Source organism: Labrys sp. LIt4 (assembly GCF_017813775.1).
Taxonomy (GTDB): Bacteria; Pseudomonadota; Alphaproteobacteria; order Rhizobiales; family Labraceae; genus Labrys; species Labrys okinawensis_A.
Genome location: NZ_JAGIPY010000010.1, coordinates 130,572 through 144,936 on the forward strand (window position 1 = coordinate 130,572; position 14,365 = coordinate 144,936).

General features: G+C 58.3%; 17 protein-coding genes and 1 tRNA gene. 10 read left to right on the plus strand and 8 right to left on the minus strand.

The features are described 5' to 3' along the window. Nucleotides 1–126 precede the first annotated feature (126 nt). Entirely contained in the window at nucleotides 127–1,722 is a 1,596-nt protein-coding gene (locus J8I29_RS19185; protein ID WP_105864973.1) for a glucan biosynthesis protein D, read from the minus strand. A gap of 164 nt (nucleotides 1,723–1,886) precedes the next feature. Here J8I29_RS19185 and J8I29_RS19190 point away from each other — a divergent pair, with 164 nt between their 5' ends. Then, a complete protein-coding gene (locus J8I29_RS19190) occupies nucleotides 1,887–2,462 on the plus strand; it encodes a DNA-3-methyladenine glycosylase (RefSeq protein WP_209432887.1) in 576 nt (191 codons plus the stop codon). A 72-nt stretch (nucleotides 2,463–2,534) separates the two neighbouring features. Here the strand turns inward: J8I29_RS19190 and J8I29_RS19195 are convergent, their stop codons facing one another. Then, nucleotides 2,535–3,203: a FecR family protein gene (locus tag J8I29_RS19195; RefSeq protein WP_105864975.1), complete on the minus strand. Its 669-nt coding sequence runs from the start codon at nucleotides 3,201–3,203 to the stop codon at nucleotides 2,535–2,537. Between the two features lie 629 nt (nucleotides 3,204–3,832). On the opposite strand from J8I29_RS19195, the gene J8I29_RS19200 reads away from it, so the two are divergent. Further along, the gene (locus tag J8I29_RS19200) at nucleotides 3,833–4,132 is read left to right on the plus strand and encodes a hypothetical protein (RefSeq protein WP_068285434.1); all 300 of its coding nucleotides are present in this window, start codon (nucleotides 3,833–3,835) and stop codon (nucleotides 4,130–4,132) included. A 145-nt stretch (nucleotides 4,133–4,277) separates the two neighbouring features. Here the strand turns inward: J8I29_RS19200 and J8I29_RS19205 are convergent. Further along, nucleotides 4,278–4,348: transfer RNA gene (locus J8I29_RS19205), tRNA-Glu, on the minus strand. Between the two features lie 121 nt (nucleotides 4,349–4,469). Here J8I29_RS19205 and J8I29_RS19210 point away from each other — a divergent pair. Then, a complete protein-coding gene (locus tag J8I29_RS19210; protein ID WP_209432888.1) occupies nucleotides 4,470–5,717 on the plus strand; it encodes a site-specific integrase in 1,248 nt (415 codons plus the stop codon). Between the two features lie 16 nt (nucleotides 5,718–5,733). Here J8I29_RS19210 and J8I29_RS19215 read toward each other — a convergent pair whose 3' ends face one another. After that, nucleotides 5,734–6,006 carry a helix-turn-helix domain-containing protein gene (locus J8I29_RS19215; RefSeq protein WP_245197151.1) on the minus strand — a complete coding sequence of 91 codons (273 nt, stop codon included), beginning with the start codon at nucleotides 6,004–6,006 and terminating at the stop codon, nucleotides 5,734–5,736. 423 nt (nucleotides 6,007–6,429) lie between these two features. On the opposite strand from J8I29_RS19215, the gene J8I29_RS19220 reads away from it, so the two are divergent. Genes J8I29_RS19220 through J8I29_RS19230 form a run of 3 tightly spaced genes read left to right on the plus strand, consistent with a single transcriptional unit; the run spans nucleotide 6,430 to nucleotide 8,528 of the window. Then, nucleotides 6,430–7,614 carry a hypothetical protein gene (locus J8I29_RS19220; protein ID WP_209432889.1) on the plus strand — a complete coding sequence of 395 codons (1,185 nt, stop codon included), beginning with the start codon at nucleotides 6,430–6,432 and terminating at the stop codon, nucleotides 7,612–7,614. Then, complete coding sequence (locus J8I29_RS19225; RefSeq protein ID WP_209432890.1) at nucleotides 7,611–7,952, plus strand: STAS-like domain-containing protein; 342 nt, start codon at nucleotides 7,611–7,613, stop codon at nucleotides 7,950–7,952. Before J8I29_RS19220 ends, J8I29_RS19225 begins: the two co-directional genes overlap by 4 nt. A gap of 3 nt (nucleotides 7,953–7,955) precedes the next feature. After that, nucleotides 7,956–8,528: a hypothetical protein gene (locus tag J8I29_RS19230; RefSeq protein ID WP_209432891.1), complete on the plus strand. Its 573-nt coding sequence runs from the start codon at nucleotides 7,956–7,958 to the stop codon at nucleotides 8,526–8,528. 15 nt (nucleotides 8,529–8,543) lie between these two features. On the opposite strand, the gene J8I29_RS19235 is transcribed toward J8I29_RS19230, so the two are convergent. The 3 genes from J8I29_RS19235 to J8I29_RS19245 are packed head-to-tail and all read right to left on the minus strand — an operon-like array spanning nucleotide 8,544 to nucleotide 9,601. Further along, on the minus strand, nucleotides 8,544–9,011 hold the full coding sequence (locus tag J8I29_RS19235; protein ID WP_209432892.1) for a thermonuclease family protein: 468 nt from the start codon (nucleotides 9,009–9,011) through the stop codon (nucleotides 8,544–8,546). Between the two features lie 15 nt (nucleotides 9,012–9,026). Continuing rightward, nucleotides 9,027–9,353, minus strand: a complete 327-nt coding sequence (locus J8I29_RS19240; protein WP_209432893.1) for a hypothetical protein — start codon at nucleotides 9,351–9,353, stop codon at nucleotides 9,027–9,029. A gap of 26 nt (nucleotides 9,354–9,379) precedes the next feature. Then, nucleotides 9,380–9,601: a hypothetical protein gene (locus J8I29_RS19245; RefSeq protein ID WP_245197152.1), complete on the minus strand. Its 222-nt coding sequence runs from the start codon at nucleotides 9,599–9,601 to the stop codon at nucleotides 9,380–9,382. 128 nt (nucleotides 9,602–9,729) lie between these two features. Here J8I29_RS19245 and J8I29_RS19250 point away from each other — a divergent pair, with 128 nt between their 5' ends. Beyond that, nucleotides 9,730–10,485, plus strand: a complete 756-nt coding sequence (locus tag J8I29_RS19250; protein WP_209432894.1) for an SOS response-associated peptidase — start codon at nucleotides 9,730–9,732, stop codon at nucleotides 10,483–10,485. A 15-nt stretch (nucleotides 10,486–10,500) separates the two neighbouring features. Here J8I29_RS19250 and J8I29_RS19255 read toward each other — a convergent pair whose 3' ends face one another. Beyond that, the gene (locus J8I29_RS19255; protein WP_209432895.1) at nucleotides 10,501–11,409 is read right to left on the minus strand and encodes a hypothetical protein; all 909 of its coding nucleotides are present in this window, start codon (nucleotides 11,407–11,409) and stop codon (nucleotides 10,501–10,503) included. Nucleotides 11,410–11,813: 404 nt separating this feature from the next. On the opposite strand from J8I29_RS19255, the gene J8I29_RS19260 reads away from it, so the two are divergent. The 3 genes from J8I29_RS19260 (at nucleotide 11,814) to J8I29_RS19270 (ending at nucleotide 14,198) form a co-directional block, all read left to right on the plus strand. Then, a complete protein-coding gene (locus J8I29_RS19260; protein ID WP_209432896.1) occupies nucleotides 11,814–12,830 on the plus strand; it encodes an IS110 family transposase in 1,017 nt (338 codons plus the stop codon). 247 nt (nucleotides 12,831–13,077) lie between these two features. Further along, complete coding sequence (locus J8I29_RS19265; RefSeq protein WP_209432897.1) at nucleotides 13,078–13,263, plus strand: hypothetical protein; 186 nt, start codon at nucleotides 13,078–13,080, stop codon at nucleotides 13,261–13,263. Nucleotides 13,264–13,448: 185 nt separating this feature from the next. Further along, nucleotides 13,449–14,198 carry a hypothetical protein gene (locus J8I29_RS19270; protein WP_209432898.1) on the plus strand — a complete coding sequence of 250 codons (750 nt, stop codon included), beginning with the start codon at nucleotides 13,449–13,451 and terminating at the stop codon, nucleotides 14,196–14,198. Nucleotides 14,199–14,365: the final 167 nt, after the last annotated feature.

A 14,365-nucleotide genomic window follows, 5' to 3' on the forward strand; every position in this document is an offset into this window, starting at 1 on the left:
CCCCAAGGCGGAGCCTTGGCGCCGGGCCCTGTGGCGGGCACGGCAGGATCTCGTCATTTCCGCCGTGGATTTCCGGGGCGCAGTACCCCCGGATCGCCGAAGCGTGATGTCTCAGACCATCCGGCGCTATGCGAACGGATGATACTGATAGAGCCACGTTTCGCTCAGCACCTTGTCGCCGAGCTTGAGATAACAGCGCATTTCCACCGGCTCCGGTCCGGTGGCGTGCAGGTCGAACTGGGCGCGCCAATGGCCGTTGATGCCGTCGGGTACCGCTTCGGTGAAGATGTAGGACAATTCGCCGCGCGAGGTGGTGATGATCGGCTCAGGCTTGACGCCATAGGGCAGGTCCTTGAGCGGGTCGCCCAGGAACTCGATCACGAATTTGCGCAGGCCCACCGGCCGCTGCGTGCCTGGATGGCCGCCATTGCCCAGCCTCGTCGCCACCACGCGGGCGAGATTGGTGGGGAAGGGCTCGTCCGCGGCCCAATGCAGGCGATATTTCAGCGTGAATTGCTGGCCCGCCTTGACGGGATCCTTCGGCACCCACATCGCCACGACATTGTCGTGGATCTCGTCATTGGTGGGGATCTCGATGAGCTGGACGGTGCCTTCGCCGAACGGCGCCAGCGGCTCCACCCAAAGCGAGGGGCGCAGATCATATTTGACGCCGTCGAGATAGTGGTCGAACAGACGGTCGCGCTGCAGGAGGCCGAAGCCGCGCGGGTTGGCGTCGGTGAAGGTCGAAGTCGTGGTGGCCGGCACGTTGTTGAGTGGGCGCCAGATATGCTCGCCGCCGCCCGTCCACATCGCCAGGCCGTCGGAATCGTGCACCTCCGGACGCCAGTCGATCGCGGTCTGCTTGGCCGTCTCGGAGAACCAGTACATCGAGGTCAGCGGCGTCAGGCCGAAGCGGTTGATGTCGTTGCGGGTGAAGACCTGCGCCTCGATATCCATCAGCACGGCCTTGGCACGGGTCATCAGGAAGGAGAAGGCGCCGGCGACGGAAGGGCCGTCCAGGAGGGCATAGACCTTGACCTGGTCGGCGGAGCCGGGGACGGCTTCCAGCCAGAACTCCTTGAAATCGGGGAATTCTTCCTGGTGGGGCGGGTTAGGGTCAGCCGCATTGACGGCGAGGCCGCGGGCCGACAGGCCATATTGGTAGAGCTCGCCGATGGCGCGGAAATAGGAGGCGCCGAGAAAGGCGACCCAGTCATTCTTCTTCCAGTCGACCGGCCCGTTGCGCGGCTCCTGGAAACGGAAACCGGCAAAACCGACACCGTCGGGCATGGCCTGTGCCGGGCTGTCCGGCGGCATGTCGAAAGAGGCCTTGCGGTAGATGATCTCGCTGGCGTTCTTGCCTTCGACCACGTTGATGGTGACCTTCTTCTGGAAGAAGGTGCCGAGATGGAAGAAGGTGACCGGGAAGGGCGCCGGGCCGTTGGCCCACAGGGCGTCCTCGGTCTTGAACTTGATCTTGCCGAGCTCTTCATAGGTCAGCTTGGAGGTGATGTCCGGCGCCGGCTTTTCGGTCGGAACATAGGCCTCGGTCGCCAGCTTCTTGGCGCGTTCGATCAGGCCCTCGAAGGAAAAGGGCGCAGGCGGACCGAAGGTCAGCACGCCTTCATCGGCAAATGCTGCGGTGGGAAGGCCCAGTGCCATCAGGGTCGAGAGACTTACGGCTCCCTTGAGGAAAAGCCGCCGGTCGAAAGCGTCGTTCATCAAAAAGTTCCTAACTTCTACTGCGCCCGCAAGCTAAACAGGGATTATCGCCTGTCAATGCCGCGACGCTTCAAACCGAGCCGATTTCGTGACAATAGATTAATTTGACCGAGAATTTCGCGCAAAAACCCGCAAAAGAGCCCAATAATCTTTCAAATCCGAGAATGCTCGATTCCTCCCAGGCCCACGCTCCCCCCGCGTTCTACCGCCGCGACGTTCTCGCCGTTGCCAGAGATCTGATTGGCATGACGCTCCTGGTCGATGGCGTCGGGGGCGTCATCGTCGAGACCGAAGCCTATGATCGCGACGATCCGGCCTCCCACACCTTCCGCGGGCCGACGCCGCGCAACGCCGTGATGTTCGGCCCACCGGGCCATATCTACATCTATTTGTCCTATGGCATGCACTGGTGCGCCAACATCGTCTCCGGAGAACCCGGGCGCGCCAGCGCGGTGCTGCTGAGGGCGCTCGAGCCGGTGGCCGGATTGGAGCGGATGGCGCAGAGGAGGGGGCTCGCCAACCCGGCCCTGCTGTGCTCCGGACCGGGGCGGCTCTGCCAGGCCCTGGGGCTGACCGGCAGCCAGAATGGGCTGGCGCTGACGCAGCCACCCTTTGAGCTCCTGCGGCGGGCCCATGAGCCGCCCATCGCCACAGGACCCCGCATCGGAATCAGCAAGGCGGTCGAGCGGCCCTGGCGCTTCGGCTGGAGTGGCTCGAAATTCCTCAGCAAGAAGTTCTGAAATCCCGGGCGCGAAACGGGACGGGCCCCAGAAGGGGCCCGCCAAGGAGGTGTTGCGTTTGCTTGGAGGCCGTTATTTGCCGCCGAAGGTGTCGCAGATCTTGGAATTGGGGGTGCCCGTGCAATGCTCCGTCGGGGAACTCGCGGCAGGCACGATACGGATGACGCGATCCTCGCCGACCAGCGCGGTTTCGCCCGGCTTGACCAGCTTGCAGTAGCGAATGGGGCGCCGAGGCGGGCAGATGAAGGTCTTGCCCTCATAGAGCGTGATGGCGCTGGTGGGGGTGCGCGAATCGACTTGGAATTTGGTGCCGCGCACGCCGATCGAAGCCTGGGGGGCATGGATCTTGTAGGCGCTCTTGGCCGAATCGCCGGTGGCGAAGCGGAAGGCACCCTTGGCGAACTGCAGCACGACCGACTTGGCCTTGCCATTGCCGGCATAGACGAAGCTGTCGAGTGTCACCGATGATTTCGAGCCGAGCATCAGATGGGTGTTGTCGAGAAAGCGCAATTCGATCACGCCGCTCGGGCCGGTGACGATCTTCTCGCCCTGATGCACGCTGGAACCGATTTCGAGGCGCCCGGACATTGAGCCGTGCACGGCCGGCGTCAGGCCGACGACGTCGCCGATGACTTCGGGTCCCTGCTTCGCCGGGGCGGTCTGGGCGGCCGCCGTCTGCGTGGAGAAGGCAGCAAGCAGGATGAACAGCACCAGTGCCAGGCGCGGGAAACGTGATGTCATGACAAATATCGAACCGTTACTCGAAGGTGGGATCAACGCGGCGTCTAATCGGAGGCATCATAGCGCTGCGACAGCCGAAAAGTGAAGGGTTATTAAGCATGTTCAGAGCTCATCCTTTGGAAACCAGCCAGTCTGTTGCGTTTTTGCATCGCAGTCTAACGCAGTGTATCGCATTGCGATCAGATAGCGTCAGGTGTTCTGACAGCAGTCGCTATGGAAATGGCGGACTTAGAATTGTCAGGATTAGACGATTTAGGGAGGTGATTTCCTGGAATTCCATTGGGTAATTTATTCTTTATGGGTATTTCTTACGCAAAGGTATTTGAAGCGTCATACCCCAGGTGCCAGGCCGGTTCATAACCTAACCATGCATGGAATGTTGATCAGGGTAAGGTAGGGAGGCAGGGTACTTGTTTGGCTGGAAACTATTGCTGATCCAGGCCGGAAGGTCGGCGGGCATGCCGGGGGCGGCAGCCCCGGCCACCCGTCATAAGCGGCAGAAGGTGTTCTGGCGCGGCGATCCCAACATTTGCCGGAATTGCAACGCATAGCTGCTCAGCCTTTGTTGCACTGCAACATCGCGCGAATCCTGCTATGGTGGCGGCAAGTGAAAGAGAAGGCATAGATCCGTGAGCGAGACCTGGAACACCAAATTCGGCAGCAGGCGCGTCAAGCAGGCCCTTCCGACCATCGAGGAAGCCTTGTTCGCCGCCGAGTGTCTCAATGACGACTTCGACCAGCAGGTCGAGATCGCCGCATCGCTGCTCGGTGTCGGCGTCGAGGAAGTGCGTGCGGTTGCCAAGCGGTCGGTGAAGCCGGTCGAGCGCCGTCTCAGCCTGCCGATCGCGAAGTCCCCCCGCGCGGCTGTCGCGCCGCGGGCCGTGGTGGTGGAATATCGTACGCCCAAGCGTCTGGTCGGCATGCGCTGACGCGTCGGCCGCTTCCCGTCCCTGACGAAAATCTGCCGGGCGCCGTGGGAAACCGCGGCGCTTTTCGTTTGGCGCGTGAATCAGCGGCAAGCGCCGTAGATCAGCCGATATGTGGGAATGGTTGTTTAAGCGCCTGAAAAGCGAATGGCGCTCCCAAGGGGACTCGAACCCCTGTTTTCGCCGTGAGAGGGCGTTAACTGACACCTTGTGAACTATAATGACGCATCCTGATACTCACGATATTTCAATAAGTTATCCAGCAATTTCTCCTATTGTGTCAGCTCGTTTCGTGCGATAGATAGCAACGAAACGAGCAACGAAAATCAAGAGCCCTCACATGGCGCGCCGCCGTAGCCAGCTTGCAAGCCGAACCAGCCGCGCCGGCTTGGCCACCTCAGACGCTCCCGAATGGGAGGTGATCAGCCCTGGCGTGCGCCTCGGGTATCGCCGCGGGCGCGGCACGACCGGGAAGGGCGGGACGTGGCTGGCGGCTTCTCGCGGTCCGGACGGCAAGCGCGTTCAGACGAAGCTTGGCCGGGCGGACGACGTCCATGCGCCCAACGGGCAAGACATTCTTTCATCCGAACAGGCGAAGGACGCGGCCCGGGCGTGGGTGAAAACGCTCCAGGTGATTGGGGCGGCGCCGGCCGGCCAGCCGACGGTCAACGATATAATAGATAAGTACCTTGTGGCGCGCGGCGCGGAGGGAATGAAATCGCTCTACGACGCCAAGTCCCGGGCAAGGACGCATATCCGGCCGACGCTGGGCAAAATGCTCGTCACGCAGTTGACCGTCGAGAAAGTTCGCCAGTGGCGCGATAGCCTGGTGTCCGACACCAAACTGCGCCGGACCAGCAAGAAGGCCGACAAAACCAATATCCAAAAGGTCGACCTGTCGGACCCTGAGACACTACGCCGCAGGCGCGATACGGCAAACCGGACGCTCACGACTTTGAAATCCGCCCTCAATTGGGCCTTCCGCGAAAGGCTCGTCCAGGACGACACGGCCTGGCGGTTGGTCCTTCCCTATCGCGGCACGACGTCGGCCCGGGTTCGCTTCCTGTCGACCGCTGAGCAGCAAGCGTTGCTCGAGGCGGCCGAGGGCGATCTGCGGACGCTCGTTGCTGCCGCTCTCATGACGGGCGCCCGCTTTGGCGAACTGGCCCGTCTCAAGGTCCGCGATTTCGACCAGGCGAACGGATCCGTGTTTGTCGCAGAGAGCAAAAGCGGCAAGGCGCGCCATATCCCGCTGACGGCCGGCGGCGTGTCTCTGTTCGAGCGCTGCATCGACAAGAGGGCAGGGGATGAGCCGCTGCTGACGCGCGGGGGGCAGGTGTGGAAGGCAGCGACCTATCAACGCCCCTTTAAGGCTGCGGTCGCGACGGCCAAGCTCGAAAGGATCTCCCTGCACGAGCTCCGGCACTCATACGCCAGTACGATGGTGAGGGCAGGGGCACCGCTCATCGTGGTCGCCGAAGCACTTGGGCATGCAGATACGAGAATGGTCGATCGGCACTATGCGCACTTGGCGCCGTCCTTCGTCGCTGACACGATCAGGAGAACCGCGCCGGATCTGCAGATCTGACTGAGCGGTGGCCAGGTCACTTCCCGCGCGCCTTCCGGGCAAATCTGTGCTGGAGCCATACCCTCCTGGCGAGTTTGCAGACCTCGTCGTACTTGGCCTTAGTCAGCCCGCCCGAGCCCGGCACAATGCGCTTTTCATTCTGCACATAAGCCTCTAGGTCCGCCTCGTCGATGAGCACCGGAGGCCCGGGCAGATGTGGTAGCTTGCCCTCGCGCACAAGCTGTTTGATTTTCGAGCGAGTGCAGCGCAGGAGTTTGGCGGCTTCAGCCTCCGTCAAAAGCTTGATCATTCAAGGAACCTCCCGGCTCAACCTGGACAATCCCAAAGGCCGCGAAAGTTTCTCAACCGCAAGGGCAAATGCTTCGATCTCCGCCGGGCTCGAAACGATCTCCCTGATTGTGCTCAAGCAAGGTGGTGAGGCGCGGGTGTCTTTGATTGTTGCAGCCGCAGTCGAAAGGGGGATGGCCACTATAAGGGCCGATTGACACTGTGCCCGCCTGGACCATCTTGCGTTGACCCCGATCTAAAAATCGCATTGAGGACAGTTCGGCGTCCTCGCTCGTACGAACCTTCCATTCTATACAGTGAATAATTGCTGGGATATCCGTCCGATGCTTGCAATGGGGTCCGTTCCTAAATATCGTCTTTTAGCTATTCGCGCTCCGGGCGGCCCGCTGAGCTATAGCGCTTTGCAGTTTCTCGGAATGCTCAGTTGAAGAAACTTTCGCCGAAGGCGCGTAGATGGCAGATCCGTCGCGCTCAACAGGGCGGCCGGCCCCGGCCATACCGCTGGAAGAGTGGAAAATGGGCGGAGGCGCAGCATGGACGTCATCCGCTCCCGCCAGGATATTTACCTGTTCAGGTATATCAGGATGGCAAACGCCGTCAGGGACTTGCAAAAGGGCCTATTAAGGCCGCTCCTGCCGTGTTGAGCGTTCTTGAAAACTATGAGCCTACGATCGCATTTGTAAATGATCTTTCAAATACATTGCGGTCGGGCAAGTCTTTTTCATTCAATAGGCGGCAGAGAAGAGCATTTGCGACCGCGCCAATATTTAACAGCTATTGGGATTTCTCTACAATTGATAGAATAACTATTCCTGTAGCGCTAATGATAGCCTCAGAGTATCATAGAGCTTCTACGCTTGGTCGTTGGCGCCCGTCCGCAATCGATATCTATAAGTGGAAGCCAGACGTCCGGTCGATGCTCGCGGCGGTGGGGTTCCTGGAACTCAGCGGCGTAGACCGGCCGACCGCTCCTATTTTCGTCAGTGGCACGCAAACGATCAGAAGGTTTAGAGCTTGTGGCGACGCCCCTGGCCCCGAGATAGGCTCTTTCTTGTCGGATCTGGGGCTGTCGTTCGAGCTGTTGCCGCCTGAAATCTACGCGGGATTGTTTGAGGCGATCCTGAACACGGCGAACCATGCTTACGCCACGATGGCTGACGAGAATGCAGCGACGCGACTGTGGTGGATGTCCGGATCCTTCGATACCTCTACCAGGGAACTGGTATGCTCCATATATGACCACGGTGTATCTATCCCGGTATCACTTGCGGGGCCGGCGCCAAAGTGGCCGCTCAGTCACATTTTCAAGCGACTTTGGCGTAAAGCTCGGGGTCGCCCTCTTTCGGTGACAGACGATAGCGCGGATGGTTTTTCAATTTCACTAGCCATGCGACTGGGAAAATCCCGCACAGGACGCGAGAACAGAGGTAAGGGTCTCCCCGCCATCGACAATGTCATCGAGTTGTGTGACGATGGCTATGTCGCAATCCGCAGCCGAAGGGGCGAATACACGCGTTATAAGGGAATGGAACCTGTGGTGAGTACCAACGTTACCCCTATCCGCGGGACATTGATCGTATGGCGCGCTAAGCTTCCGGTGATGACATGAGCGAAGATCTTATCATCAATATCGCCCGGGATTTTACGCCATTTCCCGGTGGGCGGCACTATGAAGATGGGCCGTACAGTGGCGAGCGTTTCCTCCAAGAGCATCTTTTGCCTTCGATAAGGCGGGCGGAAGTTGAAGGATCTCACGTCGTCATTTCTATTGATGGCGTTGCAGGGCTCCCTCCCTCCTTTTTGGAGGAGGCATTCGGCGGCTTGCTTCGTTCCGGCGAAGTTACATTGGAAGAAGCTCTGCGGCTCATCCGTTTTCAGGCCAAGACCCCGCGCGTAAGCACCTACCCTACGCAAATTGAAGATTACATGCGGGCAGCGGCTGCTTAAGGCATGCAGGCCTTTTTCGTTGCCATTCTGACCGCGGTTTTGACGCTCGCTGGCGGTACGGTGCTGCGCTGGTGGCAGTATGGGCGTGACGCGTGGAATGACCGTGTAAACAGGGTCTGTGCACTCATCGATGACTATGTAGCTAAATCGAGCGAATATTGGCTTCTCGATCTACCGATCGACACGCAACAGACGCCGCGGCCCGTCGAAAGGCTTCGCGCCGAGGCCGAGCTTATCGGCTTGGGGCTGCAGCTCGAGGGATTAATTCAGACGCTTTGCAGTCGGTTCTCGAGCGAGAACCAAATCAAAATATGGTCCAGATTTACGCGCTTGGAAGAAGCCATACAAGGCGGCGACTTTCAAACGGTGAAGGTCAAGTTTGAGCCCGATAGGGTGCGCCAGGTCCACAGTGCGGGCGCACAGTTGATCGTCATCATCCGGTCGTCGGTTGATGACGCCTTAACTGTAAAGGCCGCGGCGTCAAACTTTCGCGATGCATTGGCTGGACACTGCCGAAAAAGCGCATCCTTTTTGTCAAAATCGACATCGCAGCTTCGGCTGCCTTGGAAAAAGTAGCGCCGTTACAGGTCTCTAGTGATCGGGCATTTGAGGCCCGCACCACCACAACCGGCGTTCCTCCCGCGCTGCGGCGCCGCCCTTCCATGGCCGGGCCAAGTCTTCGCGAACCAACTGCATGCCGGCATTGAGCCCGGAGGGGTTGCCGATCCGGAGCGCCCCAAGGGTGCGCCCGTAGAGATCGCGGTGACCATCACGCTCCACATAGACCGCCTTACCCCTGATCAGCTGTACCAGCCTCGCCTTCGCCTTAAGGCCCTGCTGCAGGCCCTCCGCGCAATCGGGGTGGAAGACCTCCGGCGCATCGATGTCGCGCAGCCTCACCCGCTCCGCGCAGCCCCGCCCTGGTTTCTTGCAAGGTAGCGCGACGGTGTCGCCATCGAGGACGATGATGCGGTTGCCATCGACAGCCTCATAGGTGGCGGCGCCAGCCGGCGCGGTGAGGAGAAGGATGCCAAAGACGATACGCAGAACTGATTTCATTCTTCCCTCATAGCATCAGCGGCCGGGCGGTTTCGATATCGGCACCCATCGGCCGCGCACCTTGTGCAACCCTTTCCGCGCCATGCAGGCGGCCCGCTCCTCGTCGTTCCAGGCCTTCCGGTTGAACCATTCCCCACCGAAGCGCGCCTTGAAGCGTTCCGCATGCTCCCGATCGGCAAAGCAGAAGACCACGTAATGCACTGCATCCCGGCTTACCGAATGCCCCCGGGGGCAAAGGCTCAAGCCTTCGTCGCGACAGAAGCCGTGGACGACGTCATAGTTTCTGCCTCCGCAGGTTTCCTGAGGGAGAAGGATTTGGTGGGGCCAGCCGCGGTCGATCATTGGCGGATAGAGCTCGTTTCGGCGCATCACCAGCGGCCCCGCATGAAGCCTCGGGAGATGCCCTCGGCCAGGCGGCTAGCCGCCTCAGTCTGGGCTGCCAGGTCGGCCTGCAGGTGATCCGTCAGGATGATCAGAGCCCGTACGGCCGCCCTGGCGTCGCCGTCACAGGCTGCAATCGCCTTGTCGACCCGGGTGTCCAGGTCCAGCGGCGGCCCCGCCGCCTTGTTGTCGACCGATCGTGCTATCATTCTATCCCCTCCAAGGGCGGCGGAAGGCTAGGCTCGCGGTTTGGTCGTGTCCAGCGGTTTGTTCTTTTTTCGTTCTCATTGTATAGGTTGCCGGCGGCGCCGCGCCAGCGATTGAGACGGAGGGCAATATGTGCGGCAGAGTGCATCAGAATGGCCCGGATCTGCCCGGCATCAGCTCGGAAATGGACGCGTCCGAGGAAGAGCTTGCCCGGGCCTACAAAGAGAACCGGAACGGCGCGCCGGGCGAATGGTTCTGGATCATCCGCCGGCACCCCGGCCACGGCCGTACCGTCCACACACCCATGAAATGGGGGCTGCTGCCGGCCTGGCTGAAAGACCCCTCCGGCTGGAAATACCCGTCGAACGCCAGAAAGGAGACCGTCAAGACCAACGGCGCGTTCAAGCTGCCCTATCGGCGCAAGCGCTGCCTGCTGCCCATCCAGCTCTTCTACGAGTGGCAGAAGATCCTAGAGGACGGTATGCCGCTCAAAAAGGGCCAAAGGAAACAGCCCTACGCGATCGCCATGAAGGACCGTCAGCCTTTTGCGGTCGCCGGCCTCTATGACACGTGGATCGATCCCGCGACGGGGCAGCAAACCAACACCTTCACCGTAGTGACCTGCGAGGCAAACAGCCTGATGGCAGCGATCCACGATCGCATGCCGGTAATCCTGGCAGCCGAGAACTATGATCGCTGGATCGCATGCATCGAGCCGGATCCTGATGACCTGATGGTCCCGTACCCTTCGGAGCTCATGGACATTTGGCCGATATCGAACAAGGTCAACAGCCCGTCCTACAAGACGGCAGACGTCTCTGACCCTGTCGATGTGCCAGAAGCGCGCCCCAGGCCGGATTTATTTCGATGGGGGAGTATGGCCTGATGCCACCGGGCCGTCCTATTCACTGAATAATTCGCGATAGGCTCGGGCCGTTTCGTTGTGTTTGTTCTCGCCGATGAAAGCTTCGGCCTCATCAGTCATGCCGCCGGATTTTTTGATATCGCGTGCAAGGGCCAGGGCCTTCGTCGCATATCCAAGAAGGATGGGCGTATCTTCGGCACCAAGACCCACGCGCTTGACAACGCCGCCGAACGGGTCTCGATCTAAGTCGAGCACGTCATTCAACATGCGTTCGCTGTCGAATTCCAGCGCTTCCCTAAGCCGTCTGGTTTCTTCATCGATCTGGCAGGCTCTCGCATATTCAGCGGATCCTACTTGCATTGGAGTGCCAGCCGGCACCAATGATTGGCGCTCCTTAGTCAGCTGTTTTATGCGGTAGTTAACCCGCTCCGATAAGACCCGGTAGACTTGAAGCCACAAATCATACAAGTTCATCGCGATGAGCGGGCGCCTTGCCTCCTCAATCTCCGCTTCAGATATTTTTAAATGTCGTAGCAAATCCTGAAATCGACCAGATAACGCCCTTTTGTCTGCATTGGATGGCGTCCCTAGGCGGTTCATCCAGGCAAGCTGCAAATAGGACTGCTGGGCGGACACGAGCGAAAGCTGTCTGATGCTCGCTATAATATCGTCGGCTTCCTTCAAACGCTCGCGTAGCTTCGCTTCGATCCCCAGGCCCTTGAAGCTCTCCAATTGGGGGAAGTGCTTGAATAAGAAGATGAGAACGAATAGCGCAGCCGCTACACCTGCCCCTCCTAGTTTGTCGATCCAGGCAAGGTACAGTGCCTCTGCAAGGGCCAAAATAGCCCCTAATGGGAGGAGAATTGATTGCAAGAAATGATAGGTGGCGCGGAAACCCCGGCCAATCGCACTAGCTGTTGACCCAGCAATCGCCTTCAAACCCATGGCCAGCGCCCCTCTAAGAACTCGAATACTATGTGGCGTACCCGCTGGGCCGCAAGGGCGGCCCACCTGCCGAAGTCCAAACGGCAACTAGACCTACCCGCCGGAGACGTCTCGGAGAACTGGTTAGCCCCGGAACGATAGCACGACGGGGAAAGGGTGCCAGCGCAACGGTGCATCATGGCCGGGCTGCGAGATCCAGCCATCACGCGCAACGCCAGAACGGCAGGGCTCGCCAGCGCGGACGTGCCTGTGGGAGGCGGGGTAAGGCAGCACCACGTTAACACGATCATCGGTCAAATCTGTCTTTCCAAGGACCAGGAGAAGGCCGCATCAACATCCTGTTGTCATCCACCCTGCAAACAGTGCGGCTATGCATCGCTATTTTCTCTAGCTAGGGCGGCACAATGAAGTTCTACGTGGGGCTAGATATTTCGGTTGAAACGACAAGTGTCTGCGTAGTCGACGACGCTGGCAATTTTGTTCGGGAGGGGATTGTAGAGAGTTCTCCCAAACCTATTGCGAAGTTCCTCGCTAAAGAAAAGCGTCGATGCGCGGCCGTGGGACTTGAGGCGGGTCCAATCTCGCAATGGCTGTATCGCGAGCTGCAGCAGCGTAAGTTTCCAGTGACTTGCATCGAGACGCGACACGCACATTCAGTGCTCAAAGCCCGTCTCAACAAAACCGATCGCAATGATGCCCGCGGCATCGCCGAAATAATGCGCTTTGGGTTCTTCAAGGCGGTACATGTCAAATCCCTCGATCGTCAGATAATCAAGTCGCTCTTGAACAACCGCCGGTTTCTCCAGCAAAAATTGATCGCAACTGAGCAGTGCATTAGGGGAACGCTGCACGCTTTCGGTATCAAACTCGGCCACGTCTCGCGAAAAGGCTATCAGGCGCATGTCCGAAAACTCGTCGCAAAACAACTAGCGCTGAGCGAGATCATCCAACCTCTTTTGCAAGCCAGAGAAACCCTGGAAGAGCAGTTCACGGCTCTGCATAAACAGGTGCTTGCCGCAGCCCACTCGGACGAGATTTGCCACCTCCTGATGACCGTGCCTGGTGTCGGGCCGCTCGTGGCATTGGTTTACCGATCAACGGTCGACGACCCCACTCGTTTCAAACGCTCACGATCGATGGGCGCGCATTTCGGGATGACACCGCGAACATACCAATCTGGAGGGGTCGACCGGCGGGGAAAAATCTCCCATTTCGGCGATACCTACTTGCGGCACATATTGAGAGCAGCTGCCTCAATTCTCCTTCGGCCAAATGCAAAGCCTTCTCCCCTGAAAGTCTGGGGAGCGCGAGTTGCTGAGCGCCGCGGCGCCAAAATTGCCCGCACCGCCGTGTCCCGTCGTCTAGCCGTCATCCTTCATCGAATATGGCTTGATCGCACTCCCTACCGTTGGGAGGCGTAGTTTACGAGGTCCCGCGAGGGACAAGGGAGTGGTGAGATCTGTGGCGGGGATGAAGTGCTGTATGCAACTTCGTTAAAAAACAGCGATCCGCCACTCCCTTTTTCCCCATCCCGGCGCGCTGGGTGCAGCCGGATCTTTTCATTAGGTAGCCCGGCCAGGTCCTTTTTGTCATGGTAGGCGACCAAACTTCACGGTCTCGTCACGCCCCAGGTTCCAATCACACATGTGGAGGGGACTGGGGGCAAACATGAAGATTGCGACTATCATCGCCGTGATCGGCGTCATCCTGGCAGCCGGCATTGCCGAAGCTAGAAACACGCCGTGTTCCGGAAAGAAGGGCGGCGTTAAAGCCTGCACCTCGAATGGCAAGTTCCTGTGCAACAACGGAACGATCAGCCAGTCAAAGCGCACTTGCTCGAAAGGCGACAGCTAGCAGGTGTCGTCAGCCCCAGACGACCGCCCGAGCGGTCAGGGCCTGCACTGCAGCCGCTGTCGCCGCGTTGTCTACCAAACGACCGGCACATTGCGACTGTCCAGCAAACCGGCTGCGAGAATTTAATGCGTCATCTTATGATGACGAGATCTTTGCGAAAAACGGGTACGCGTATGTATAGCTTCATGAATGATATTATTGAATTCACATCTGGCTTATTTACTAGTAAAAATAGTGATATATTTAACAGTAAAGAATTTTTATCTGCCATTGTTGGCGCGATTATAGGCGCTTTCGGCAGTGGAATAGTTACGTTTGTTATGCAATTGTACACTAATAGGCAAGCTAAAGAATTGCGACTGGAAGAGCGGCACGCAGTCAAATCTGCTCTAGCGCATACGTTGTTGTACAAACTGGTCCGGATTTGCAGCGGTGCGTCCGCTATATACAACCATCTTAATAAGAGCATTGAAATTTCTAAAAAGAAAGACCCTAGTACTCAACCCTGGCAAGCTGTACCAAAATTGGCAAATACCCCTATCCCGGTGACGGTATCTGTTGAAGAATTGGGCATTATCTATGAATTAAACGACAATGAAATGTCAACTTCGCTAATTATGATTGACGAAGTTTTTTCTCGACTGATTACATTATCAGAAACAATAAACAGTCTAAAAGAAGACGTCTCAAGAATTGTAAAAATATTACCAGGGTCTGGAGGGGAGTTTAGTATTTCCGTCCCACTTGAAAGACGTGGGGAGTTCGATAAAACTATTTTCGAACTGGATGGCGTAATACAGTCTGCATTGGAAGATTCTGGCGTCGTATTTAGGGAACTATCTAAAATAATTCAAAAAGTCCAACCGATCTTAAAAGAAAAATATGGCATTGAATATGTCTATCGGATGACAGACGAGACGAAAAAGGCAATTTAGTTTTAAGTGATCATAGAAGTGGGGCCGTCATGAGCTGGGTATTCACTCTTTTGTTTGTCGCATTGGTGGCGACAGCCTTTGGCGCGATATGGTCGAAGCTGGCGCGCGATTGGAAGCGTGCCAGGCGAGCCGGCACACCGGTCAACTACCTACGCCCCGATGGGCCG

Coding starts and splice junctions, on each gene's coding strand:
- J8I29_RS19185 (WP_105864973.1), bottom strand. CDS start 1,722: ATGAACGACGCTTTCGACCGGCGGCTTTTCCTCAAGGGAGCCGTAAGT.
- J8I29_RS19190 (WP_209432887.1), top strand. CDS start 1,887: ATGCTCGATTCCTCCCAGGCCCACGCTCCCCCCGCGTTCTACCGCCGC.
- J8I29_RS19195 (WP_105864975.1), bottom strand. CDS start 3,203: ATGACATCACGTTTCCCGCGCCTGGCACTGGTGCTGTTCATCCTGCTT.
- J8I29_RS19210 (WP_209432888.1), top strand. CDS start 4,470: ATGGCGCGCCGCCGTAGCCAGCTTGCAAGCCGAACCAGCCGCGCCGGC.
- J8I29_RS19215 (WP_245197151.1), bottom strand. CDS start 6,006: ATGATCAAGCTTTTGACGGAGGCTGAAGCCGCCAAACTCCTGCGCTGC.
- J8I29_RS19225 (WP_209432890.1), top strand. CDS start 7,611: ATGAGCGAAGATCTTATCATCAATATCGCCCGGGATTTTACGCCATTT.
- J8I29_RS19230 (WP_209432891.1), top strand. CDS start 7,956: ATGCAGGCCTTTTTCGTTGCCATTCTGACCGCGGTTTTGACGCTCGCT.
- J8I29_RS19235 (WP_209432892.1), bottom strand. CDS start 9,011: ATGAAATCAGTTCTGCGTATCGTCTTTGGCATCCTTCTCCTCACCGCG.
- J8I29_RS19240 (WP_209432893.1), bottom strand. CDS start 9,353: ATGATCGACCGCGGCTGGCCCCACCAAATCCTTCTCCCTCAGGAAACC.
- J8I29_RS19245 (WP_245197152.1), bottom strand. CDS start 9,601: ATGATAGCACGATCGGTCGACAACAAGGCGGCGGGGCCGCCGCTGGAC.
- J8I29_RS19250 (WP_209432894.1), top strand. CDS start 9,730: ATGTGCGGCAGAGTGCATCAGAATGGCCCGGATCTGCCCGGCATCAGC.
- J8I29_RS19255 (WP_209432895.1), bottom strand. CDS start 11,409: ATGGGTTTGAAGGCGATTGCTGGGTCAACAGCTAGTGCGATTGGCCGG.
- J8I29_RS19260 (WP_209432896.1), top strand. CDS start 11,814: ATGAAGTTCTACGTGGGGCTAGATATTTCGGTTGAAACGACAAGTGTC.
- J8I29_RS19265 (WP_209432897.1), top strand. CDS start 13,078: ATGAAGATTGCGACTATCATCGCCGTGATCGGCGTCATCCTGGCAGCC.
- J8I29_RS19270 (WP_209432898.1), top strand. CDS start 13,449: ATGAATGATATTATTGAATTCACATCTGGCTTATTTACTAGTAAAAAT.